The organism is Methylobrevis albus (genome assembly GCF_015904235.1).
Classification (GTDB): domain Bacteria; phylum Pseudomonadota; class Alphaproteobacteria; order Rhizobiales; family Pleomorphomonadaceae; genus Methylobrevis_A; species Methylobrevis_A albus.
In genome coordinates this window covers 61,563-77,851 of the sequence record NZ_JADZLT010000037.1, presented here as the reverse complement: position 1 = coordinate 77,851, position 16,289 = coordinate 61,563, and the positions used below count along the sequence as shown (strand labels likewise).

Below are 16,289 nucleotides of genomic sequence, written 5' to 3'. Positions count from 1 at the left end.
CTGCTGATCGGGATGGGGGTGTGGGAGTACGCGGTGCCGGGCGGCAGTCCGCGGGTGGGGATCCTGCGCTTCGAGACGACGCGGGGCGACCGGTTGTTCGTGTCGCTGCTCGGCAGCGCGTTCATCTGTCTTTTCTGGCTCGGGCTGGTCGGCCCGAGCCTGTGGTGGGCTCTGGCCCTCTGCCTCGGCTACGCGCTCTGCGTGTTTCGCTGGGTGTAGGGGGCGGTCAGGGACGGACGGCGGCAAGGCGCGGCCGTCCATGCGTGGGAACCGGCAACGAAGAATTCGAATCCTTGGGAGGATCGACTATGCGACGGACATGGATGGCATCGGCGGCCGTGGCGGCCCTGATGATGAGTGCAAATACCGCCTTCGCGGACATGGATGCCGCGAAGCGCTTCCTCGACGCCGAGGTCGGCGACATGTCGGCGCTCAGCCGCGCCGAGCAGGAAGCGGAGATGCAGTGGTTCATCGACGCCGCGGCGCCGCTGGCCGGCCTCGACATCAAGGTGGTGTCGGAGACCATCGCGACGCACGAGTATGAATCGAAGGTGCTGGCGCCGGCGTTCACCGCGATCACCGGCATCAAGATCACCCACGACCTGATCGGCGAGGGCGACGTCGTCGAGAAGCTGCAGACGCAGATGCAGTCGGGCGAGAACATCTACGACGGCTACGTCAACGATTCGGACCTGATCGGCACGCACTGGCGCTACCAGCAGGCGCGCAGCCTGACCGACTGGATGGCGAACGAGGGCAAGGACGTCACCAACCCCGGCCTCGACCTCGAGGACTTCATCGGCCTGAAGTTCACCACCGCCCCGGACGGCGAGCTCTACCAGCTGCCCGACCAGCAGTTCGCCAACCTCTACTGGTTCCGCTACGACTGGTTCAACGACGAGACCAACAAGGCCGACTTCAAGGCGAAGTACGGCTACGACCTCGGCGTGCCGGTCAACTGGTCGGCCTATGAGGACATCGCCGAGTTCTTCACCGGCCGCGACGTCGACGGCAAGGCCGTGTTCGGCCACATGGACTACGGCAAGAAGGACCCGTCGCTCGGCTGGCGCTTCACCGACGCCTGGCTGTCGATGGCCGGCAACGGCGACAAGGGCCTGCCGAACGGCCTGCCGGTCGACGAGTGGGGCATCCGTGTCGACGAGAACTCGCGGCCCGTGGGCAGTTGCGTCGCGCGCGGCGGCGACACCAACGGCCCGGCCTCGGTCTACGCGATCCAGAAGTACCTCGACTGGTTGAAGGCCTACGCCCCGCCGGAAGCGCAGGGCATGACCTTCTCCGAATCCGGCCCGGTGCCGGCGCAGGGCAACATCGCCCAGCAGATGTTCATGTACACCGCCTTCACCGCCGACCTCGTCAAGGACGGCCTGCCGGTGGTGAACGAGGACGGCACGCCGAAGTGGCGCTTCGCCCCCTCGCCGCATGGCGTCTACTGGAAGGACGGCATGAAGCTCGGCTACCAGGACGTGGGCTCGTGGACGCTCTTGAAGTCGACCCCGGTCGACCGCGCCAAGGCGGCCTGGCTCTACGCGCAGTTCGTCGTCTCGAAGACGGTGGACGTCAAGAAGAGCCATGTCGGCCTGACGCTGATCCGCGAAAGCTCGATCCGGCACGAGAGCTTCACCGAGCGGGCGCCGAAGCTCGGCGGCCTGATCGAGTTCTACCGCTCGCCGGCCCGCGTGCAGTGGTCGCCGACCGGCACCAACGTGCCGGACTATCCGAAGCTCGCCCAGCTCTGGTGGCAGGCGATCGGCGACGCGTCGTCGGGCGCGAAGTCGGCGCAGGAGGCGATGGACTCGCTCTGCGAGGAGCAGGAGAAGGTGCTGTCGCGCCTCGAGCGCGCCGGCGTCCAGGGTGACATCGGCCCGAAGCTCAACGAGGAGCACGACCTCGAATACTGGGTCGAGCAGGCCAAAGCCAACGGCACCCTCGCCCCGCAGCCCAAGGTCGAGAACGAAAAGGAACAGCCCATCACCGTCAACTACGACGAGCTGGTGAAGAGCTGGGCCGACGCGAAGCAGTAATCCCCAACCAAACCCGGCGCGGCGAAGGCCGCGCCGGTCCCCTCCCCGCCATGCCCGCGGCAAGCCCCGCGCGGCCGCGCCCCATTCCGACACGGCCAGGTCCCCACGCGCGCGCACCGGCCTGTCCATCCACCGTTCTTGCGACGCCACGGGCGCCGCCTTCCGGAGCTAGAGGTTCAAAGACATGGCCCACATAGGTGATCTCGTCGCCGAGATGCTGGCGCAATACGGCGTCGAACTGGTGTTCGGCATGCCCGGCGGACAGACGACGGCACTGCACGACGGCATTTCGCGCCGCACCGACCGCATCCGCCACGTGCTGATGCGCGACGAGCGCAACGCCGCCTATGCGGCGGACGCCTACGCCCGCCTGACCGGCAAGCCCGGCGTCTGCGACGTCACCGTCGGCCCCGGCGCCAACCTGTTGCCCGCCGGCTTCATCGAGGCGCTGAACGCCTCGATCCCGATGATCGGCATCGTCGGCGAGCTGCCGCTCGACTGGCTGTCGCTCAAGGACAAGGGCATCGCCTCGCAGGGCTTCGACCAGCTCTCCTTCTTCAAGACGATCTCGAAAGACGCCTGGCTGGTGCCCTCGGTCAGCGCCCTGCCCGACCTGATCCGCACCGCCTTCCGCGTCGCGACCTCGCCGCGCCCCGGCCCGGTGGCGCTGATCATCCCGCACGACGTGTTCGACGCGGAATGGGACGAGGCGGCGCTCACGATCTCGATCGACGACCGCGCGATCCGGGCGCCCTTCGTGCGCTCCGCCCCGGTCGGCTCGGCCGTCGCCGACGCCGTCACCCTGATCCGCAAGGCCAAGCGCCCCGCCGTGATCTTCGGCGGCGGCGTGCACGGCGCCGATGCCGCCCCCGCCGCCTGCGACTTCGCCGAGCGCCTGCAGGGCCTCGTCGTCACCAGCCTCACCGGCCGCGGCGCGGTGCCCGAAACGCTGCCCTATGCCGCCGGCGCGCTGAACCCGCTCGGCGCCTGGGCGGCGATCGAACTCGTCAAGGAAGCCGACCTCCTGATCTGGTGCGGCTCCAAGGCGAGCCAGAACACCGCCCTGAACTGGACCCTGCCGCTGCCCGAGCAGGCGACAATCACCATCGACAGCGATCCGGACGAGCACGGCCGCACCTTCCGCCCGACGGTGCCGCTGTTCGGCGACATCCGCGAGGCGCTCGGCCTGCTGAACGCGGCGCTGGAGCCGCAGCAGCACGGCGAGTGGCTGGCGCGGATCGCCGCGGTGAAGGCCGAGGGCGAGGCGCTGAAGCAGGTGGAGATCGACAGCGAGCAGATCCCGATCTCGCCGCCGCGCGCCATGGCGGAGCTCGCCAAGCGGCTCGGCGACGACGACATCGTGATTTCCGACGCGAGCTTCTCGGCCGGCTGGATCGCCAATTTCCTGCCCGCCCGCCGCGCGGGCCGCAGCTTCCTCTACGCCCGCGGCCAGGGCGGCCTCGGCTACTCGACGCCCGCCGCGATCGGCGCGGCGGCGACGCTGCCCGGCACCCGCATCGTCACCGTCGCCGGCGACGGCGCGTTCTCCTACACGATCGGCGAACTCGCGACCCAGGCGCAGCAGAACCAGCGCGTCGTCAACATCGTGCTGAACAACGGCCGCCTCGGCTGGATCCAGCTCTGGCAGGAGATCTTCTTCAAGAACGTGCAGTCGGCGCTGCTCGAGAGCCAGAGCTGCGCGCCGAGCTTCGCCGACGCCGGCACCGCCATGGGGCTGAAGGGCTTCTACGTCGAAAAGCCCGACGACATCGGCCCGGCGCTCGACGCCGCCTTCGCCTACGACGGCCCGTCGGTGGTCGAGATCCGCATCGACGACCTCGCGACGCCGATCCACAGCTTCAAGCGGCGCATGCGCGAAGGCGCCGCCACGGCGAAGCCGCGGCCGGGCACCGTCTACAAGCTGCGCGACCACAAGATCTCACCCGATCTCGCCGAGTGACGATGCGCTGCGGCCGGCAACAGCCGGCCGCAGCGGGCCATGGCCATTTCGCGGCCGACGCCGCGCCTCCGGAGCAATTGATGACGACGACGAACACGGCGATCCGCGGCCTGATCTTCGACATGGACGGCACGCTGGTCGACAACATGGGTTTCCACACCGACAGCTGGGGTCTCTGGTACGCCTCGCACGGCCTGCCCTTCGATGCGGACGATTTCCTGCGCACCAACGCCGGCCGCGCCTCCGACGAGGTGATCGGCGGCCTGCTGCCGCATCTCGGGAGTGACGCACGGATTTCCGAAGGCGACCGGCGCGAGGCGATGTTCCGCGCCGCCTACCAGCCGGCGATGGCGGCGATGCCGGGGCTCGAGCCGTTCCTCGGCCGCTGGGCCGATGCCGGCGGCGCGATGGCGGTCGCCACCGCGGCGCCGCAGGAAAACGCCGACATGATCCTCGACGGGCTCGACCTCCGCCGCTTCTTCGCCGGCGTGATGTCGCCGACGATGGGCTACCGCGGCAAGCCGCACCCCGACCTCTTCCTCGCCGCCGCCGAGACGATGCGGCTGTCCCCCGCCGAATGCCTGGTGTTCGAGGACGCCCCGATGGGCATCGAAGCCGCCCGCCGCGCCGGCATGCGGGCCGTCGCCGTGACCACCACGACATCGGCGGACGCGCTCGCAGCCGACCACGTCGCGCTGGCGATCACCCGCTTCGACGACCCGCGGCTCTGGACGCTGCTCGGCCTCGCCTAGCGACACAGGCCCGGCAACCCGGCTGCGCGGCCGCGCCGCGCTCCATCAATGGGCGGTCGGCGCGGCAGGCCGCGTCAGAGCCCGTCGGCGCCGAGCCAGCCGAGGATCTCGGCCTTGATGCGGGCAAAGCCCGGGTCGCCGCGGTGGCGCGGGCGCGGCAGGTCGATGTCGACGGTCGCGGCGATGCGGCCCGGCCGCGGCAGCATGACGACGACGCGGTCGGAGAGGTACACCGCCTCCTCGACGTCGTGGGTGACGAGCAGCATGGTGATGCCCTCGTGCTCCCAGATCCGCAGCAGCTCGGTCTGCATCTTCGCTCGCGTCAGGCTGTCGAGCGCGCCGAGCGGCTCGTCGAGCAGCAGCGCGCGCGGCCGCGGCGCAAGGCTGCGGGCGATCGCCGCCCGCTGCGACATGCCGCCGGAGAGCTGGTAGGGATAGGCCCGCTCGAAGCCGTTGAGCCCGACGAGGTCGATCAGCTCCTGCACCCGGTGGCGCCGGCCCTCGGCATCGAGCCCCTGCTTGTGCAGGCCGAGGCCGATGTTGTCGGCGACCGAGAGCCACGGCAGCAGCCGGTGGTCCTGGAACAGCATGCCGCGCGACAGCGACGGCCCGGTGATCGGCACCCCCTCGAACAGCACCTCTCCGTCGTCCGGCACGTCGAGGCCGGCGAGCAGGCGCAACAGGGTGGACTTGCCGCAGCCGCTCGGGCCGACCAGGCTGACGAAGGCGCCGGGTGCGACGCCGACCGAGACGTCCGACAGCGCCGGCACGGCGCCGTCCGCGGTGCGGAACACGCGCGAGACGCGCTGTACCGCGAGGGCGGGTTCCGGTTCGGCAACGCGGGCTGCGAGCGCCATGACTTCGTCCTTCGCCTGTTTCGTTCATCACCCGGAGATCGCGGCGTCCGCTCAGATGTCGCGGTCCTCGAACATCCGGTAGGTGAGGTCCTTGTCGGTGCCGCGCGGCTTGGCGTTCTTCCAGCCCATGTTGCGCGCGAAGCTGCCGAGCAGGCCGCGCGCGACGAGGTCCGCCTCGTCCACCGGATCGTCCCGGTCACGCAGCGGCGACACGAACAGCGCATCGGCCGGGCAATAGAGCTCGCACAGGAAGCAGGTCTGGCAGTCGGCCTTGCGCGCGATCACGGGGGCGGCCGCCTCGACCGCGTCGAAGACGTTGTCCGGGCAGGCCTTGACGCAGATGTTGCATTGGATGCAGCGGCTCTCGCTGACGAGCTCGATCATTCCGCCGCCTCCATGTGCCGAGCGCCGACGGGGGCGGCAAAGACCCGGTCGAGCCCGCCGGAGAGAATGCGGTGGAGTTGGCCGTCGTCGCGCGCCGGCCGGTCGGCCAGCCGGTGGATGCCGCGGCTCTCGCCGCGCCGCCGGGCGCTGGCGACGATCCAGCGTGCCGTCGCCGCCATCGCCTGGGTCTCGCGGCGGGCAATCGCGTCGGTGCGCCCGAGTGCGCCCGCATCGCGCCAGGCCGTCTCCAGCGCACCAGACGCCGCCTCGAGCCCGGCCGTGCTGCGAAAGAAGCTGCGCCCGAGCGGCAGGATCTCGCGCTGGATCGCGGCGCGCACGGCCGCGGTATCGGCCGCATCGCCCCGCCCCTCGGCCGCGGGCGCCGGGGTCGCGGCGCGGCGGTCGCCGTGCGCCGCGCCGATGCCGCGCGCAAACGCCGCCGCGGCGCGCCCCGACCAGGTGCCGGTCGCGAGCGCCCAGGAGGCGTTCGGCCCGCCGCCGCCGCTGGTCGCACCCGCCATTTCCTCGCGCGCTGCCGCATCGCCGGCGGCAAAGAGGCCGGGTACGTCGGTGGCGGTGTCGCGCCCGATCAAAAGGCCGCCGTTGCCGCGCACCGTGCCCTCGTAGATCAGCTCGACCTCGAAGCGCTGGGTGAAGGGGTCGATGCCGAGCCGGTCGAACGGCGCGAAGATGTTGGCCTGGCTGCGCATGCCGGACTGCACGCGCGGACTGGCCTTGTCGAGCATGGCGAAGACCCGCCCGCGGCCGAGGCCGTTCGCCACGATGTCCTGCCGGTCGCCCTTCGACTCCAGCCGCGCGCCGGCCTCGTCGAAGAAGCTCGCCCAGAAGTAGATGATGCCCTTCGTCACCGAAGTGTGGCGCGGCGCGATGCCGTACTGACCGGTGAAATCCATGCCGGAAAAGCGCGCCCCCGCTTCCGCGGCCATCAGGTAACCCTCGCCGGTCAGGTTGCGGGTGCCGAGTGCGCCACTGAGGAAGGCGCAGCCGCCCGATGCGATCACCGTCGCGGCGCTGCGCACCGTCCATGGCGCGCCCGTGCGCCGGTCGCTGCCGCGGGCGCCGGCGACGACGCCGTCCGCGACGAGGAGGTCCAGCGCCGGGCTCTGGTCGAGGATGCGCACGCCGCCCTTCACCAGCCGCTGCCGCAGGAAGCGGAGATAATCGACGCCGCGCATCGAGCCGCGATAGGAAGTGCCGTCTTCGGTTTTCGGGAAGCCGTAGCCCCAGTCGGCGAGCCGGTTGAGCTGCCGGTAGACCTCGTCGAACACGCGGTCGACGGTGTCGGCGGCAACGAGGCCGAGCCCCCGCGCCACCCGCTGGGCGATCGCCTTCTCGCGTCCCGCGCTGGCGGGCAACGTATAGACGATCGAGGAGTTGCCGGCGGCGGTCGCCCCCGCCGTGCCGACATAGCCCTTTTCGGCGAGCACGACGCTGGCGCCGGCCTCCATGGCGGAGAGCGCCGCCCAGCAGCCGGCCGGGCCGCCGCCGATCACGAGCACGTCGGCGACGAGGTCGGGGCCGGCCGCCGCCGGATGCGTCGGGCCGCTCATCGGGCGGCCTCCCCGCGCCAGGCGAAGGCGCGGCGCGCGATGACGGCGAGCAGCCGGTTGATCGCAAAGCCGACGAGGCCGATGAAGACGATACCGACGATGACGCCGTCCATCGAGCCGCGCATGCGCGAGGCGGACAGGATGATGCCGAGGCCGTCGCCGGCGGCGATGAAATACTCCGCGCCGATGGTCGAGAGCCACGCGGTGGCGAGGCCGAGTTCGAGGCCGGCGAAGATCGCCGGCGCGGCGGCGGGCAGCACGATGCGCCGGATCGTCTGCCAACGCGACAGCTCCAGCACGCGGCCGACCTCGAGATAGGGCCCCGGCACGTTGCGGCAGCCCGCCTCGACGTTGATCACCATGGGATAGAACGCACCGAGCGCGATCAGCGCGATCATCGTCTGCCCGCCGATGCCGAGCCAGGCGGTGAGCAGCGGCATCCAGGCGAAGATCGCGATCTGGCGCACGGCATGGAACGTCGGGCTGACGACACGGCCGGCGAGGTCCGACAGCCCGGTCGCAAGGCCGAGCAGCAGGCCGAAGCCGGCGCCGATCGCAAAGCCGGCCGCCATGCGCAGCACCGTGCCGACGATCGAGGCGACGAGGGTGCCGTCCGCCACCATCGCGGCGAAGGTGGCCCAGATCCGGTCGTAGGTGACGAAGACGTAGCCGTTGCCGACGCCGCTTTCGGAGACGACGTACCAGCCGGCCACGATCAGCGCCGGGATCACCAGGCCGCGGGCGTCGAAACGGCGGCGGGGGGCGAAACTTGCCATGCTCAGCCCGCCGACCGTGTCTGCCAGGTCGTCAGCCGGGTTTCGACGCGCTGCATCAGAAAGTCGAGCAGCCAGCCGACGATGCCGATGACGATCATCGTGACGATGACGATATCGAGGTAGAACAGCTTGCGACCCCAGTTCATCAGGTAGCCGATGCCCGACGAGGAGGCGATCAGCTCGACGACGACGAGCGCCTGCCAGCCCTTGCTCACCGCGAGGCGCAGCCCGGCGAACATCGACGGCAGCGCCGCGGGAATGATCACTTTCGACAGCACGGTCCAGCGCGGCAGTTCCAGCACGCGCGCGACCTCGAGGTAGCGCCGCGGCATCGCCTTGGTGCCCTCGTAGGCCGTGACCATCAGCGGCATGAAGCAGGTCTTCGCGATCATCGCGAATTTCAGCCCCTCGCCGACGCCGAGGAACAGCATCAGGAACGGCAGCCAGCCGAGCGCCGGCACCAGCCAGATCGCCCGGATCGTCGGCCCGAGATAGGCTTCCACGGTCTCCGACCGCCCCATCGCGATGCCGAGCACGATGCCGAGCCCGCCGCCGATCGCGAGCCCCGCCGCGATGCGGCCGAGGCTGATGGCGACTTCCGAGAAGATCTGCCCGGAGGCGAACATGCCGGCCGCCGTTTCGACGACCATGCCTGGCGGCGGCAGGATCAGCGGTGACACCCAGGCAAAGTGCACCGCTGCGAACCACAGCAGCAGCACGGCAAGCGGCAGCAGCAGCGCCGTGCCGACGTTGACCGCCGCCGAGGCCTGCCAGGGAGCGGGCTCAAAGAGCCCGCCGCGCCGGCGATAGGAGCCGGGATCCGTGCTCGCGATGGTCATCGGCGCTTCCGCCGGACGCGTGTCACCAGTGGCGCGCCGCTTCCCAAGGTCATGCCGGCGTGCCGTCGGCGCCGCGCGGCGCCCAGGTGCCCGTCGCGCCGACCTCGGCGATCGCCCGCTCGACGAAGCCGCGGTCCGACCACGTCGCAAGGTCGACGTCGTTACGGATCAGCTCGTTTTCCTTGGCGAAATCGATCGCGCCCTGGTACTGGCCGAGCACGTAGTCGTCGAGCGTCGGGTTGAGCAGGTCGGCGAACTTCAGGCCCTCGTAGTCCTTCCGCAGCGCGTCGAGCGACTCGCCGGCCTTGGCGTAGGCCTCGAGCACGCCGTCGAAGTTCTCCGGCTGGGCGGCCCAGTGCGCGGCGCGGACATAGGCGTTCACCACGCGCTGCGTCGTCGCCGGATACTGCTCGAGGAAGCTCTCGGTGACGAGGAAGCCGCCGAAGCTGTTCGAGCGGGCGGTCTTGCCGCGGTTGGTGTAGATCAGCTTCGCGTTGCCGTCCTGGACGAGCTTCAGGAAGCCGCCACCACCCCAGCCGATATCGACGGCGCCCGACGCGACCGCGGTGAGTTCGTCGCCGCCCTCGAGGTCGAAGAGCTCGACGTCGTCCTGGGCGAGACCGTGTTCTTCGAGCACGCGGATGAAGGCGAGGTGCGGCGCGGTCCCGCGGCCGATCGCAACTTTGAGCCCCTTCAGATCGGCGACCGTCTCGGCCTTCACCTGATTGCCAACCACGAGATAGGCGTGGCCGGTGCCGACCGAGGCGAGCAGCCGCGTCGGCAGGCCGCGCGCCTTGCCGGTGATGTTGGGGAAGCCGCCGTAGCGGGCGAAATCGACCTGGCCGTTGGCGATCGCCTCGTTGATCGCCGGGCCGCTGCCGGCCGGATAGGTGAATTCCAGCTCGACGTTCTCGCCGGCGAATTCCTCCGCGAGGAAGCCGCGGGTATGGGCGATGCCGAGGATGCCGACGGTGTAGGGCTGGCCGTAGTCGGCCGGATTGCCGAAGAAGCGGATCTTCGCCGGCGTCGCCTCCTGGGCGAACGCCCGGACCGGCATCGACGCGAGCAGCAGGCTGGCGGCGGAAGCGCCGAGGAAGCCGCGGCGCGTCTGGGAATAGTGGCTCATCTGTTTCTCCATGCCGACGGGCGGATGGGAAGCGGGCTTCCCGGCTTCGCCCCTATAATCTCTATCAAGTGAGTAGATTAAATTTGGCGTGCGCCCGGCTGTCAACGCACCGGCGGGGTCGCCGCGACCACCGGACACGGGCATCGCCTAGCGCGGCGACGATCCGCGAAAGCGGTTGTCGCCGATCCGGCTCGCGGCGCGACGCATCCGCAGGCGTCCGCCTTCAACTTGGGAGTTTTTTTCCTCGCCGCCGGAGCGGCACCCCTGCGCGGTCCCGCCGCGAGATTGCGGGCTGACGGCCCGCACCGGTGCCGTCAGCCGAATCCGAGCTGCCGCAGCGCCGGAAGCCAGAGCGCCAGCGTCACCGTGCAGGCGATCGTCGCGGTCATTAAAGCGGTCGCGGCGAGGGCGCTGAGGCCGACGCTGTGGCAGAGGATCGGATAGATCGACACCATCGGCATCGCCGCAAACAACACCGCGCCCTGCACGAAGCTGCCCGGGACGCCGCCGATCGCCGCGAAGGCACCGAGCGTGAACAGCGGGTGCAGCACCAGCTTGCCGAAGGTGATCAACGCGACGCCGCCGACCTGGCCCTGCGGCCGCAGTGCGGCGAGCGTCGCCCCGACGATGAGCAGGGCGGCGGGCGGCGACATCCGCGCCAGCAGGTCGAGCGTGCGCACCGCCGGATCGGGCAGCGACAGGCCGAGGAGGCGGAAGGCGAAGGACGCGGCAAGCGCCAGGATCAGCGGATTGCGCGAGAGATCGCGCAGCAGCGCCAGCGCCCGGCCCCTGCCGCCATCCCGCGTTTCGCTGGAGAGCACGATGGCGAGCGGGATGATGATGAGGTTCTCGACCACCATCATGTGGGCGAGCAGCCGGCCCGCCTCGGCCGCGCCGAACAGCTGCTGCGCGATCGGATAGCCGATGAAGCCGCTGTTCGAGGCGGAGATACCGAGCGCGATCATCGCCGCCCGCGGCAAGGAAATCTTGAGAATGGCGACGGCGGTGAGGATGCCGACGCCGAAGGCGGTGAGCGACCCGGTCGCGATCGCGATGAGCGCCGCCGGCTGCAGCCCCTGGCCGGGCGGGGCGCCCGCCACCGACAGGAAGATCAGCGCCGGCAGCGCGATGCGCAGTACGATGTCCCCGACCGGGCGCAGCGCCTCGGCGGGGACGTAGCCGGTCCGCACCGCGGCAAAGCCGATCAGGATCACGGCGAACAGCGGGGCGATGGCGTTGAGCGTTTCCACGGCGGCTCAGGCGCCGCGCACGCGGGCCGCGAACGCGCGCGCCTCGGTGGGCGCCGTGCCAAGCCCCGCCCCCGCGAGCCGCGCCGGCCAGTCGGTGCCGGGATGATGCCGCGCCGCGATCTCAAGCAACGGCGTCGCCGTCGCGGTCGCCTCCGCGCACATCGCCTTCACGGCGGCCTGCGCTTGCGGCCGGGGCATCATCTCCGCGAGCGCGAAGCTCAGCGCCTCGGCGTGGATCAGCCCCTGCCCGGCACCGAGCGCCCGCGCCATCGCCGCCGCATCGGGGACGAGGCTCGCCGCGATCTCGTCGGCCAGCGTCAGCATCCGGCCGGTGGCGATGCAGAGCTGCGGCAGCGCCAGCCACTCGCCGAACCAGGCGGCGCCGTCGCGCTGCTGCCGGTGCAGCGCGGTGCCGTGGACGAGGCCGGCGAGGCCGACGACGTGCCGCGCCAGCGCCACCAGCGCCGAGGGGCCGACGGGATTCTGCTTCTGCGGCATCGTCGAGGAGCCGCCGCCGGCGCCGCCGAGCGACACCTCGCCGACGTCCGACTGACAGAGCAGGAAGACGTCCTCGCCGAGCTTGCCGAGGCTGCCGGCAAGGCCCGCGGCGAAGGCGGCGAGGTGGCCGGACGCCGAGCGGTCGCTGTGCCAGCTGTGGCCGGGATCGGCGAGGCCGAGGTCGGCGGCGAGCGCCGCGCGCACGGCCGGGCCCGCCTCGCCCATCGCCGACAGCGTTCCCGCCGCCCCCGACAGCGACACCTTCAGCAGGCTGTCCCGGGCGGGTTCGAGCCGGTCGCGCCAGCCGAGCAGCGGCCAGCCCCACGCCGCGACCACGGCGCCGAAGCTGGTCGGCGTCGCCGCCTGGCCATAGGTGCGTCCGGTCATCGGCAGCTCGGCCGCATCCTCGGCCAGCGCGGCGAGCCGCGCGAGCAGACGATCGAGCCGCTCCTGCCACAGCGCGAACATCGGGCGCAGCCTGAGGGCGAGGCCCGTGTCCATGATGTCCTGGCTGGTGGCGCCCCAGTGCAGGTACTGCATCTGGTCGGGTGCGCCGGCCGCTTTCCGGAAGGCGGCGAGCAGCGCCGGGATCGGCACGCCGTTCCGCGCCGTCTCCGCCGCCAGCGCCGCGGGATCGATCTCCGCCGTCTCCGCCGCCCGGGCGATGAAGGCGGCCGCCTCCGCCGGGATCACCCCGAGCGCGCCCTGCACCCGGGCGAGCGCCGCCTCCACCGCCAGCATGGCGCGGATTTCGGCAGCTTCCGTGAAGAAGGCGGCGGTCTCCGCGTCGCCGAGCAGGCGGGCGTAGATGAGCGAGTCAGCGGGCGCGGCGGGCATTGCGATCCTCGGGCTTTCAGGCCGCGACGCTGGCGAGGCCGAGCAGGTCGCGCGCCTCGCGCCAGGTCGCGACCGGGCGCTCGTACTTCTCGCACAGATCCGCCGCACGGCGCACGAGGGCGGCGTTCGAGGGCGCGAGCGTCTGCTTGTCGAGGCGCACGTTGTCCTCGAGCCCGGTGCGCGCATGGCCGCCCGACGAGATCGCCCACTCGTTCAGCACGATCTGGCTCGGGCCGATCCCGGCCGCGCACCACGGCGCATCCGGCCCGAACAGCCGCTCGACGGTGCGGATGTAGTAGTCGAACACCTCGCGGTCGGCCGGCATGGCGTTTTTCACGCCCATGACGAACTGCACATAGGGCGTGCCGGCGAGCTGGCCGCGCGCCGCCATGTCGGCGGCTTTCAGGATATGCGAGAGGTCGAAGGCCTCGATCTCCGGCTTGACGCCATAGGTGAGCATTTCCGACGCCAGCCAGTCGACGAGGTCCGGCGGGTTTTCATAGACGCGGGTCGGGAAGTTGTTCGATCCGACCGAGAGGCTCGCCATGTCGGGACGGAGCGACAGCATGCCCCCGCGTGTGCGGCCGGCACCCGAGCGTCCGCCGGTCGAGAGCTGGATGATCATGCCCGGGCAATGCGCCTCGATGCCCTCCTTGAGGCGCGCGAAGCGCTCCGGGTCGGAGGTCGGCTTGCCCTCGTCGTCGCGGACATGGGCGTGCACGATGGTCGCGCCGGCCTCGAAGGCTTCGTGCGTCGACTCCACCTGCTCGGCGATGGTGACGGGCACGGCCGGGTTGTCGGCCTTGGTCGGCAGCGAGCCGGTGATGGCGACGCAGATGATGCAGGGTTTGGTCATGGCTCAGATATCCAGGAATACGGTTTCGCCATCGCCCTGCAGGCGGATGTCGAATCGATAGAGGCCGGGCTTCACCTTGCGCGCGATGAGGGTTTCGCGGCGCGGCGGCTGCTCGATCAGGTTCAGCACCGGGTCGGTGGCGTTGTCCTCGTCCTCGAAGTACATCCGCGTGTTGAGGCCGATGTTGATGCCGCGCGCGACGATCCAGACGTTGATGTGCGGCGCCATCCGGCGGGCGTTGCGCCCCATCACCGATCCGGGCTTGATGGTATCAAACGACCAGAGGCCGGTGTCGAAGTCGGTGATCACCCGGCCCCAGCCGCGAAAGCCGGGGGCGACGTCGGCAAAGCGCGGGTCTTCGGGGTGCGGGTAGATGCCGGCGGCATCGGCCTGCCAGACCTCGAGCAGCACGTCCTTCACGGCCGCCCCGGTGCCGTCGATCACGACGCCCTCGACGCGGATCCGTTCGCCCGGCGCGTCCGGGCCGGCGATGTCGCGGCCGAGTTCGTTGCGATAGATGTCGAAGCCGGCGGCGCCCGGCGCGAGGCCGATGTGGACATAGGGCCCGGCGGTCTGCGCGGCGGATTCGTGCAGGTAGTTCAGCGGCTGCACCATCTCAGTTCCCCTCCAGCCGGTTTTCGAACAGGGTCGACCGCCGCCCGCGCAGGACGATGTCGAACTTGTAGGCGAGGCTGTCGAGCGGCACCGCCGCGTTCATGTCGAGCGGCGCGATCAGCTGCTCGATGGCGCGCGGGTCGGGGATGGTGTTGACGATCGGGCATTTGGCGATCAGCGGGTCGCCCTCGAAGTACATCTGGGTGATCAGGCGCTGGCTGAACGAAGTGCCGAACACCGAGACGTGGATGTGCGCCGGGCGCCAGTTGTTCACCCAGTTGCGCCACGGATAGGCGCCGGGCTTGATGGTGCGGAAATAGTAGTAGCCCTGCTCGTCGGTCAGGGTACGGCCACAGCCGCCGAAGTTCGGGTCGATCGGCGCGAGATAGGTGTCCTTCTTGTGCCGGTAGCGCCCGCCGGCGTTGGCCTGCCAGATCTCGACCAGCGTGTTCGGCACGCCGCGGCCGTTCTCGTCGAGCACGCGGCCGTGCACGATGATCCGCTCGCCGACCGGGTCGCCGGTCTTGGCGTAGTTGCGGATCAGGTCGTTGTCGATCGGGTCGATGTCGCTGTGGCCGAAGGTCGGCCCGGTGATCTCCGACATCGAGCCCTGCAGCGACAGCATCGCGAGGCGTGGGCTGCGCGCCACCGAGGTCTTGTAGTCCGGCGTCAGGGCGGGCGGCTGCCGGAGGCGGTCGCGCTGGTAGAATTCCGCGGGTTTCATGTTCCCTCCTCGGCCATGGCCGCGAATGTGTCCTTCGCGATTCTGATGGCGTGATTGGCCCGCGGCACGCCGGCGTAGATGGCGACGTGCAAGAGCGCCTCCATCACGTCGTCCTGGCTGGCGCCGGTGTTGGCGGTGGCGCGCACGTGCATGGCGAGTTCGTGGTCGTTGCCGAGGCCGGCGAGCAGCGCGATGGTCAGCATCGAGCGTTCACGCAGGGAGATCGTCGGCCGCGACCAGACGTGCCCCCAGGCGGCATCGGTGATCAGCGCCTGGAACGGCGCGTCGGCAGGCGATTTCGCCGCCTCGGCCCGGTCGACATGGGCATCGCCCAGCACCCGGCGGCGGGTCTTCATCCCCTGGTCGGTCAGTTCAGACATCGGCATGGGCTTTCAGGAAGGGGGCGACGAGGGCCGCCCAGGCGTCGGGTGTCTCGACGGGGGGGAGATGTCCCGCGCCGGCAATCTCATGGAAGGCGGCACCGGGGATGAGGTCGGCGGTCGCCTTGACCACCGCCGCAGGACTGGCGCCGTCCTCCGATCCGGCGATCACCAGCACGGGCAGGCGCAGCTCTTGCGTCGCCGCGGTCTGGTCGGCGCCGGCGAGCGCGGCGCAGGCGGCGACGTAGCCGGCCGGCGGCGTGCGGGTCAGCATGGCGCGCCAGAGGGCGAGGTCGGGGCCGGCGCGAAACGTCGGCGCGAACCAGCGCTCCATGACCGCATCCGCAATGCTCTCGAGGCCGCCACCGGTGACGGCGTCGATCCGCGCCCGCCAGCTTTCGGCGGTGCCGAGCTTCGCCGCCGTATTCGACAGCACCAGCGCGCGGACGAGGTCAGGGCGACGGCTCGCGACCACCTGCCCGATCAGCCCGCCGATCGACAGTCCGACGAACAGCACCGGGCCGCCCGCGATCTGCTCGATCACCGCGATCGCGTCATCGGCATGGTCGTCGATCACCGTCCCGCCGCCGATCGCCGACAGCCCATGCCCACGCTTGTCGTAGCGCACGGTGCGCAGGCCCTGCGGCAGCAAGGGCAGCACCCGGTGCCAGAGGCGGAGATCGGTGCCGAGCGAATTGGCGAACACCACCGCCGGCGCCCCCGCGGGACCGTCGACCTCGACATGCAGCGTACCGAAGGGTCGTGTCAGGGCTTGCATGGCTGGTCTCCTCGTCCATAACCTAAACCGGCTGACGACGCCGC

General features: G+C 70.7%; 17 protein-coding genes. 4 read left to right on the top strand and 13 right to left on the bottom strand.

Going from position 1 to position 16,289, the window contains the following annotated elements:
* The 4 genes from I5731_RS01550 to I5731_RS01535 all read left to right on the top strand — a co-directional run.
* A partial coding sequence (locus I5731_RS01550; protein WP_197309599.1) for a DUF2160 domain-containing protein occupies positions 1–219 on the top strand: 219 nt, incomplete at its 5' end.
* 104 nt (positions 220–323) lie between these two features.
* On the top strand, positions 324–2,042 hold the full coding sequence (locus I5731_RS01545) for an ABC transporter substrate-binding protein (protein ID WP_407941806.1): 1,719 nt from the start codon (positions 324–326) through the stop codon (positions 2,040–2,042).
* Between the two features lie 184 nt (positions 2,043–2,226).
* Positions 2,227–4,002 (top strand): thiamine pyrophosphate-binding protein, encoded by a 1,776-nt coding sequence (locus I5731_RS01540; RefSeq protein WP_197309597.1) that lies wholly within the window; start codon positions 2,227–2,229, stop codon positions 4,000–4,002.
* 80 nt (positions 4,003–4,082) lie between these two features.
* Complete coding sequence (locus I5731_RS01535; RefSeq protein ID WP_197309596.1) at positions 4,083–4,754, top strand: HAD family hydrolase; 672 nt, start codon at positions 4,083–4,085, stop codon at positions 4,752–4,754.
* Between the two features lie 74 nt (positions 4,755–4,828).
* On the opposite strand, the gene I5731_RS01530 is transcribed toward I5731_RS01535, so the two are convergent.
* From I5731_RS01530 to pcaD, 13 genes are all read right to left on the bottom strand, one after another.
* Complete coding sequence (locus I5731_RS01530; RefSeq protein WP_197309595.1) at positions 4,829–5,611, bottom strand: ABC transporter ATP-binding protein; 783 nt, start codon at positions 5,609–5,611, stop codon at positions 4,829–4,831.
* Between the two features lie 51 nt (positions 5,612–5,662).
* Positions 5,663–5,995: a 4Fe-4S dicluster domain-containing protein gene (locus I5731_RS01525; protein WP_197309594.1), complete on the bottom strand. Its 333-nt coding sequence runs from the start codon at positions 5,993–5,995 to the stop codon at positions 5,663–5,665.
* On the bottom strand, positions 5,992–7,566 hold the full coding sequence (locus I5731_RS01520; protein ID WP_197309593.1) for an FAD-dependent oxidoreductase: 1,575 nt from the start codon (positions 7,564–7,566) through the stop codon (positions 5,992–5,994). Before I5731_RS01520 ends, I5731_RS01525 begins: the two co-directional genes overlap by 4 nt.
* Complete coding sequence (locus I5731_RS01515) at positions 7,563–8,342, bottom strand: ABC transporter permease (protein WP_197309592.1); 780 nt, start codon at positions 8,340–8,342, stop codon at positions 7,563–7,565. Before I5731_RS01515 ends, I5731_RS01520 begins: the two co-directional genes overlap by 4 nt.
* Before the next feature lie 2 nt (positions 8,343–8,344).
* Positions 8,345–9,181 (bottom strand): ABC transporter permease, encoded by an 837-nt coding sequence (locus I5731_RS01510; RefSeq protein ID WP_197309591.1) that lies wholly within the window; start codon positions 9,179–9,181, stop codon positions 8,345–8,347.
* 49 nt (positions 9,182–9,230) lie between these two features.
* On the bottom strand, positions 9,231–10,307 hold the full coding sequence (locus I5731_RS01505; RefSeq protein WP_197309590.1) for an ABC transporter substrate-binding protein: 1,077 nt from the start codon (positions 10,305–10,307) through the stop codon (positions 9,231–9,233).
* A gap of 314 nt (positions 10,308–10,621) precedes the next feature.
* Complete coding sequence (locus I5731_RS19960) at positions 10,622–11,557, bottom strand: AEC family transporter (protein WP_197309589.1); 936 nt, start codon at positions 11,555–11,557, stop codon at positions 10,622–10,624.
* Between the two features lie 6 nt (positions 11,558–11,563).
* A complete protein-coding gene (locus I5731_RS01495) occupies positions 11,564–12,892 on the bottom strand; it encodes a lyase family protein (RefSeq protein ID WP_197309588.1) in 1,329 nt (442 codons plus the stop codon).
* Positions 12,893–12,908: 16 nt separating this feature from the next.
* Complete coding sequence (locus I5731_RS01490; protein ID WP_197309587.1) at positions 12,909–13,748, bottom strand: BKACE family enzyme; 840 nt, start codon at positions 13,746–13,748, stop codon at positions 12,909–12,911.
* Positions 13,749–13,751: 3 nt separating this feature from the next.
* Entirely contained in the window at positions 13,752–14,363 is a 612-nt protein-coding gene (pcaG, locus tag I5731_RS01485; protein WP_197309586.1) for a protocatechuate 3,4-dioxygenase subunit alpha, read from the bottom strand.
* Position 14,364: 1 nt separating this feature from the next.
* Positions 14,365–15,087: a protocatechuate 3,4-dioxygenase subunit beta gene (gene pcaH, locus I5731_RS01480; protein ID WP_197309585.1), complete on the bottom strand. Its 723-nt coding sequence runs from the start codon at positions 15,085–15,087 to the stop codon at positions 14,365–14,367.
* The gene (pcaC, locus tag I5731_RS01475) at positions 15,084–15,473 is read right to left on the bottom strand and encodes a 4-carboxymuconolactone decarboxylase (RefSeq protein WP_210336217.1); all 390 of its coding nucleotides are present in this window, start codon (positions 15,471–15,473) and stop codon (positions 15,084–15,086) included. Before pcaC ends, pcaH begins: the two co-directional genes overlap by 4 nt.
* Positions 15,460–16,245, bottom strand: a complete 786-nt coding sequence (gene pcaD / locus I5731_RS01470; RefSeq protein ID WP_197309583.1) for a 3-oxoadipate enol-lactonase — start codon at positions 16,243–16,245, stop codon at positions 15,460–15,462. Before pcaD ends, pcaC begins: the two co-directional genes overlap by 14 nt.
* Between the last annotated feature and the right edge of the window lie 44 nt (positions 16,246–16,289).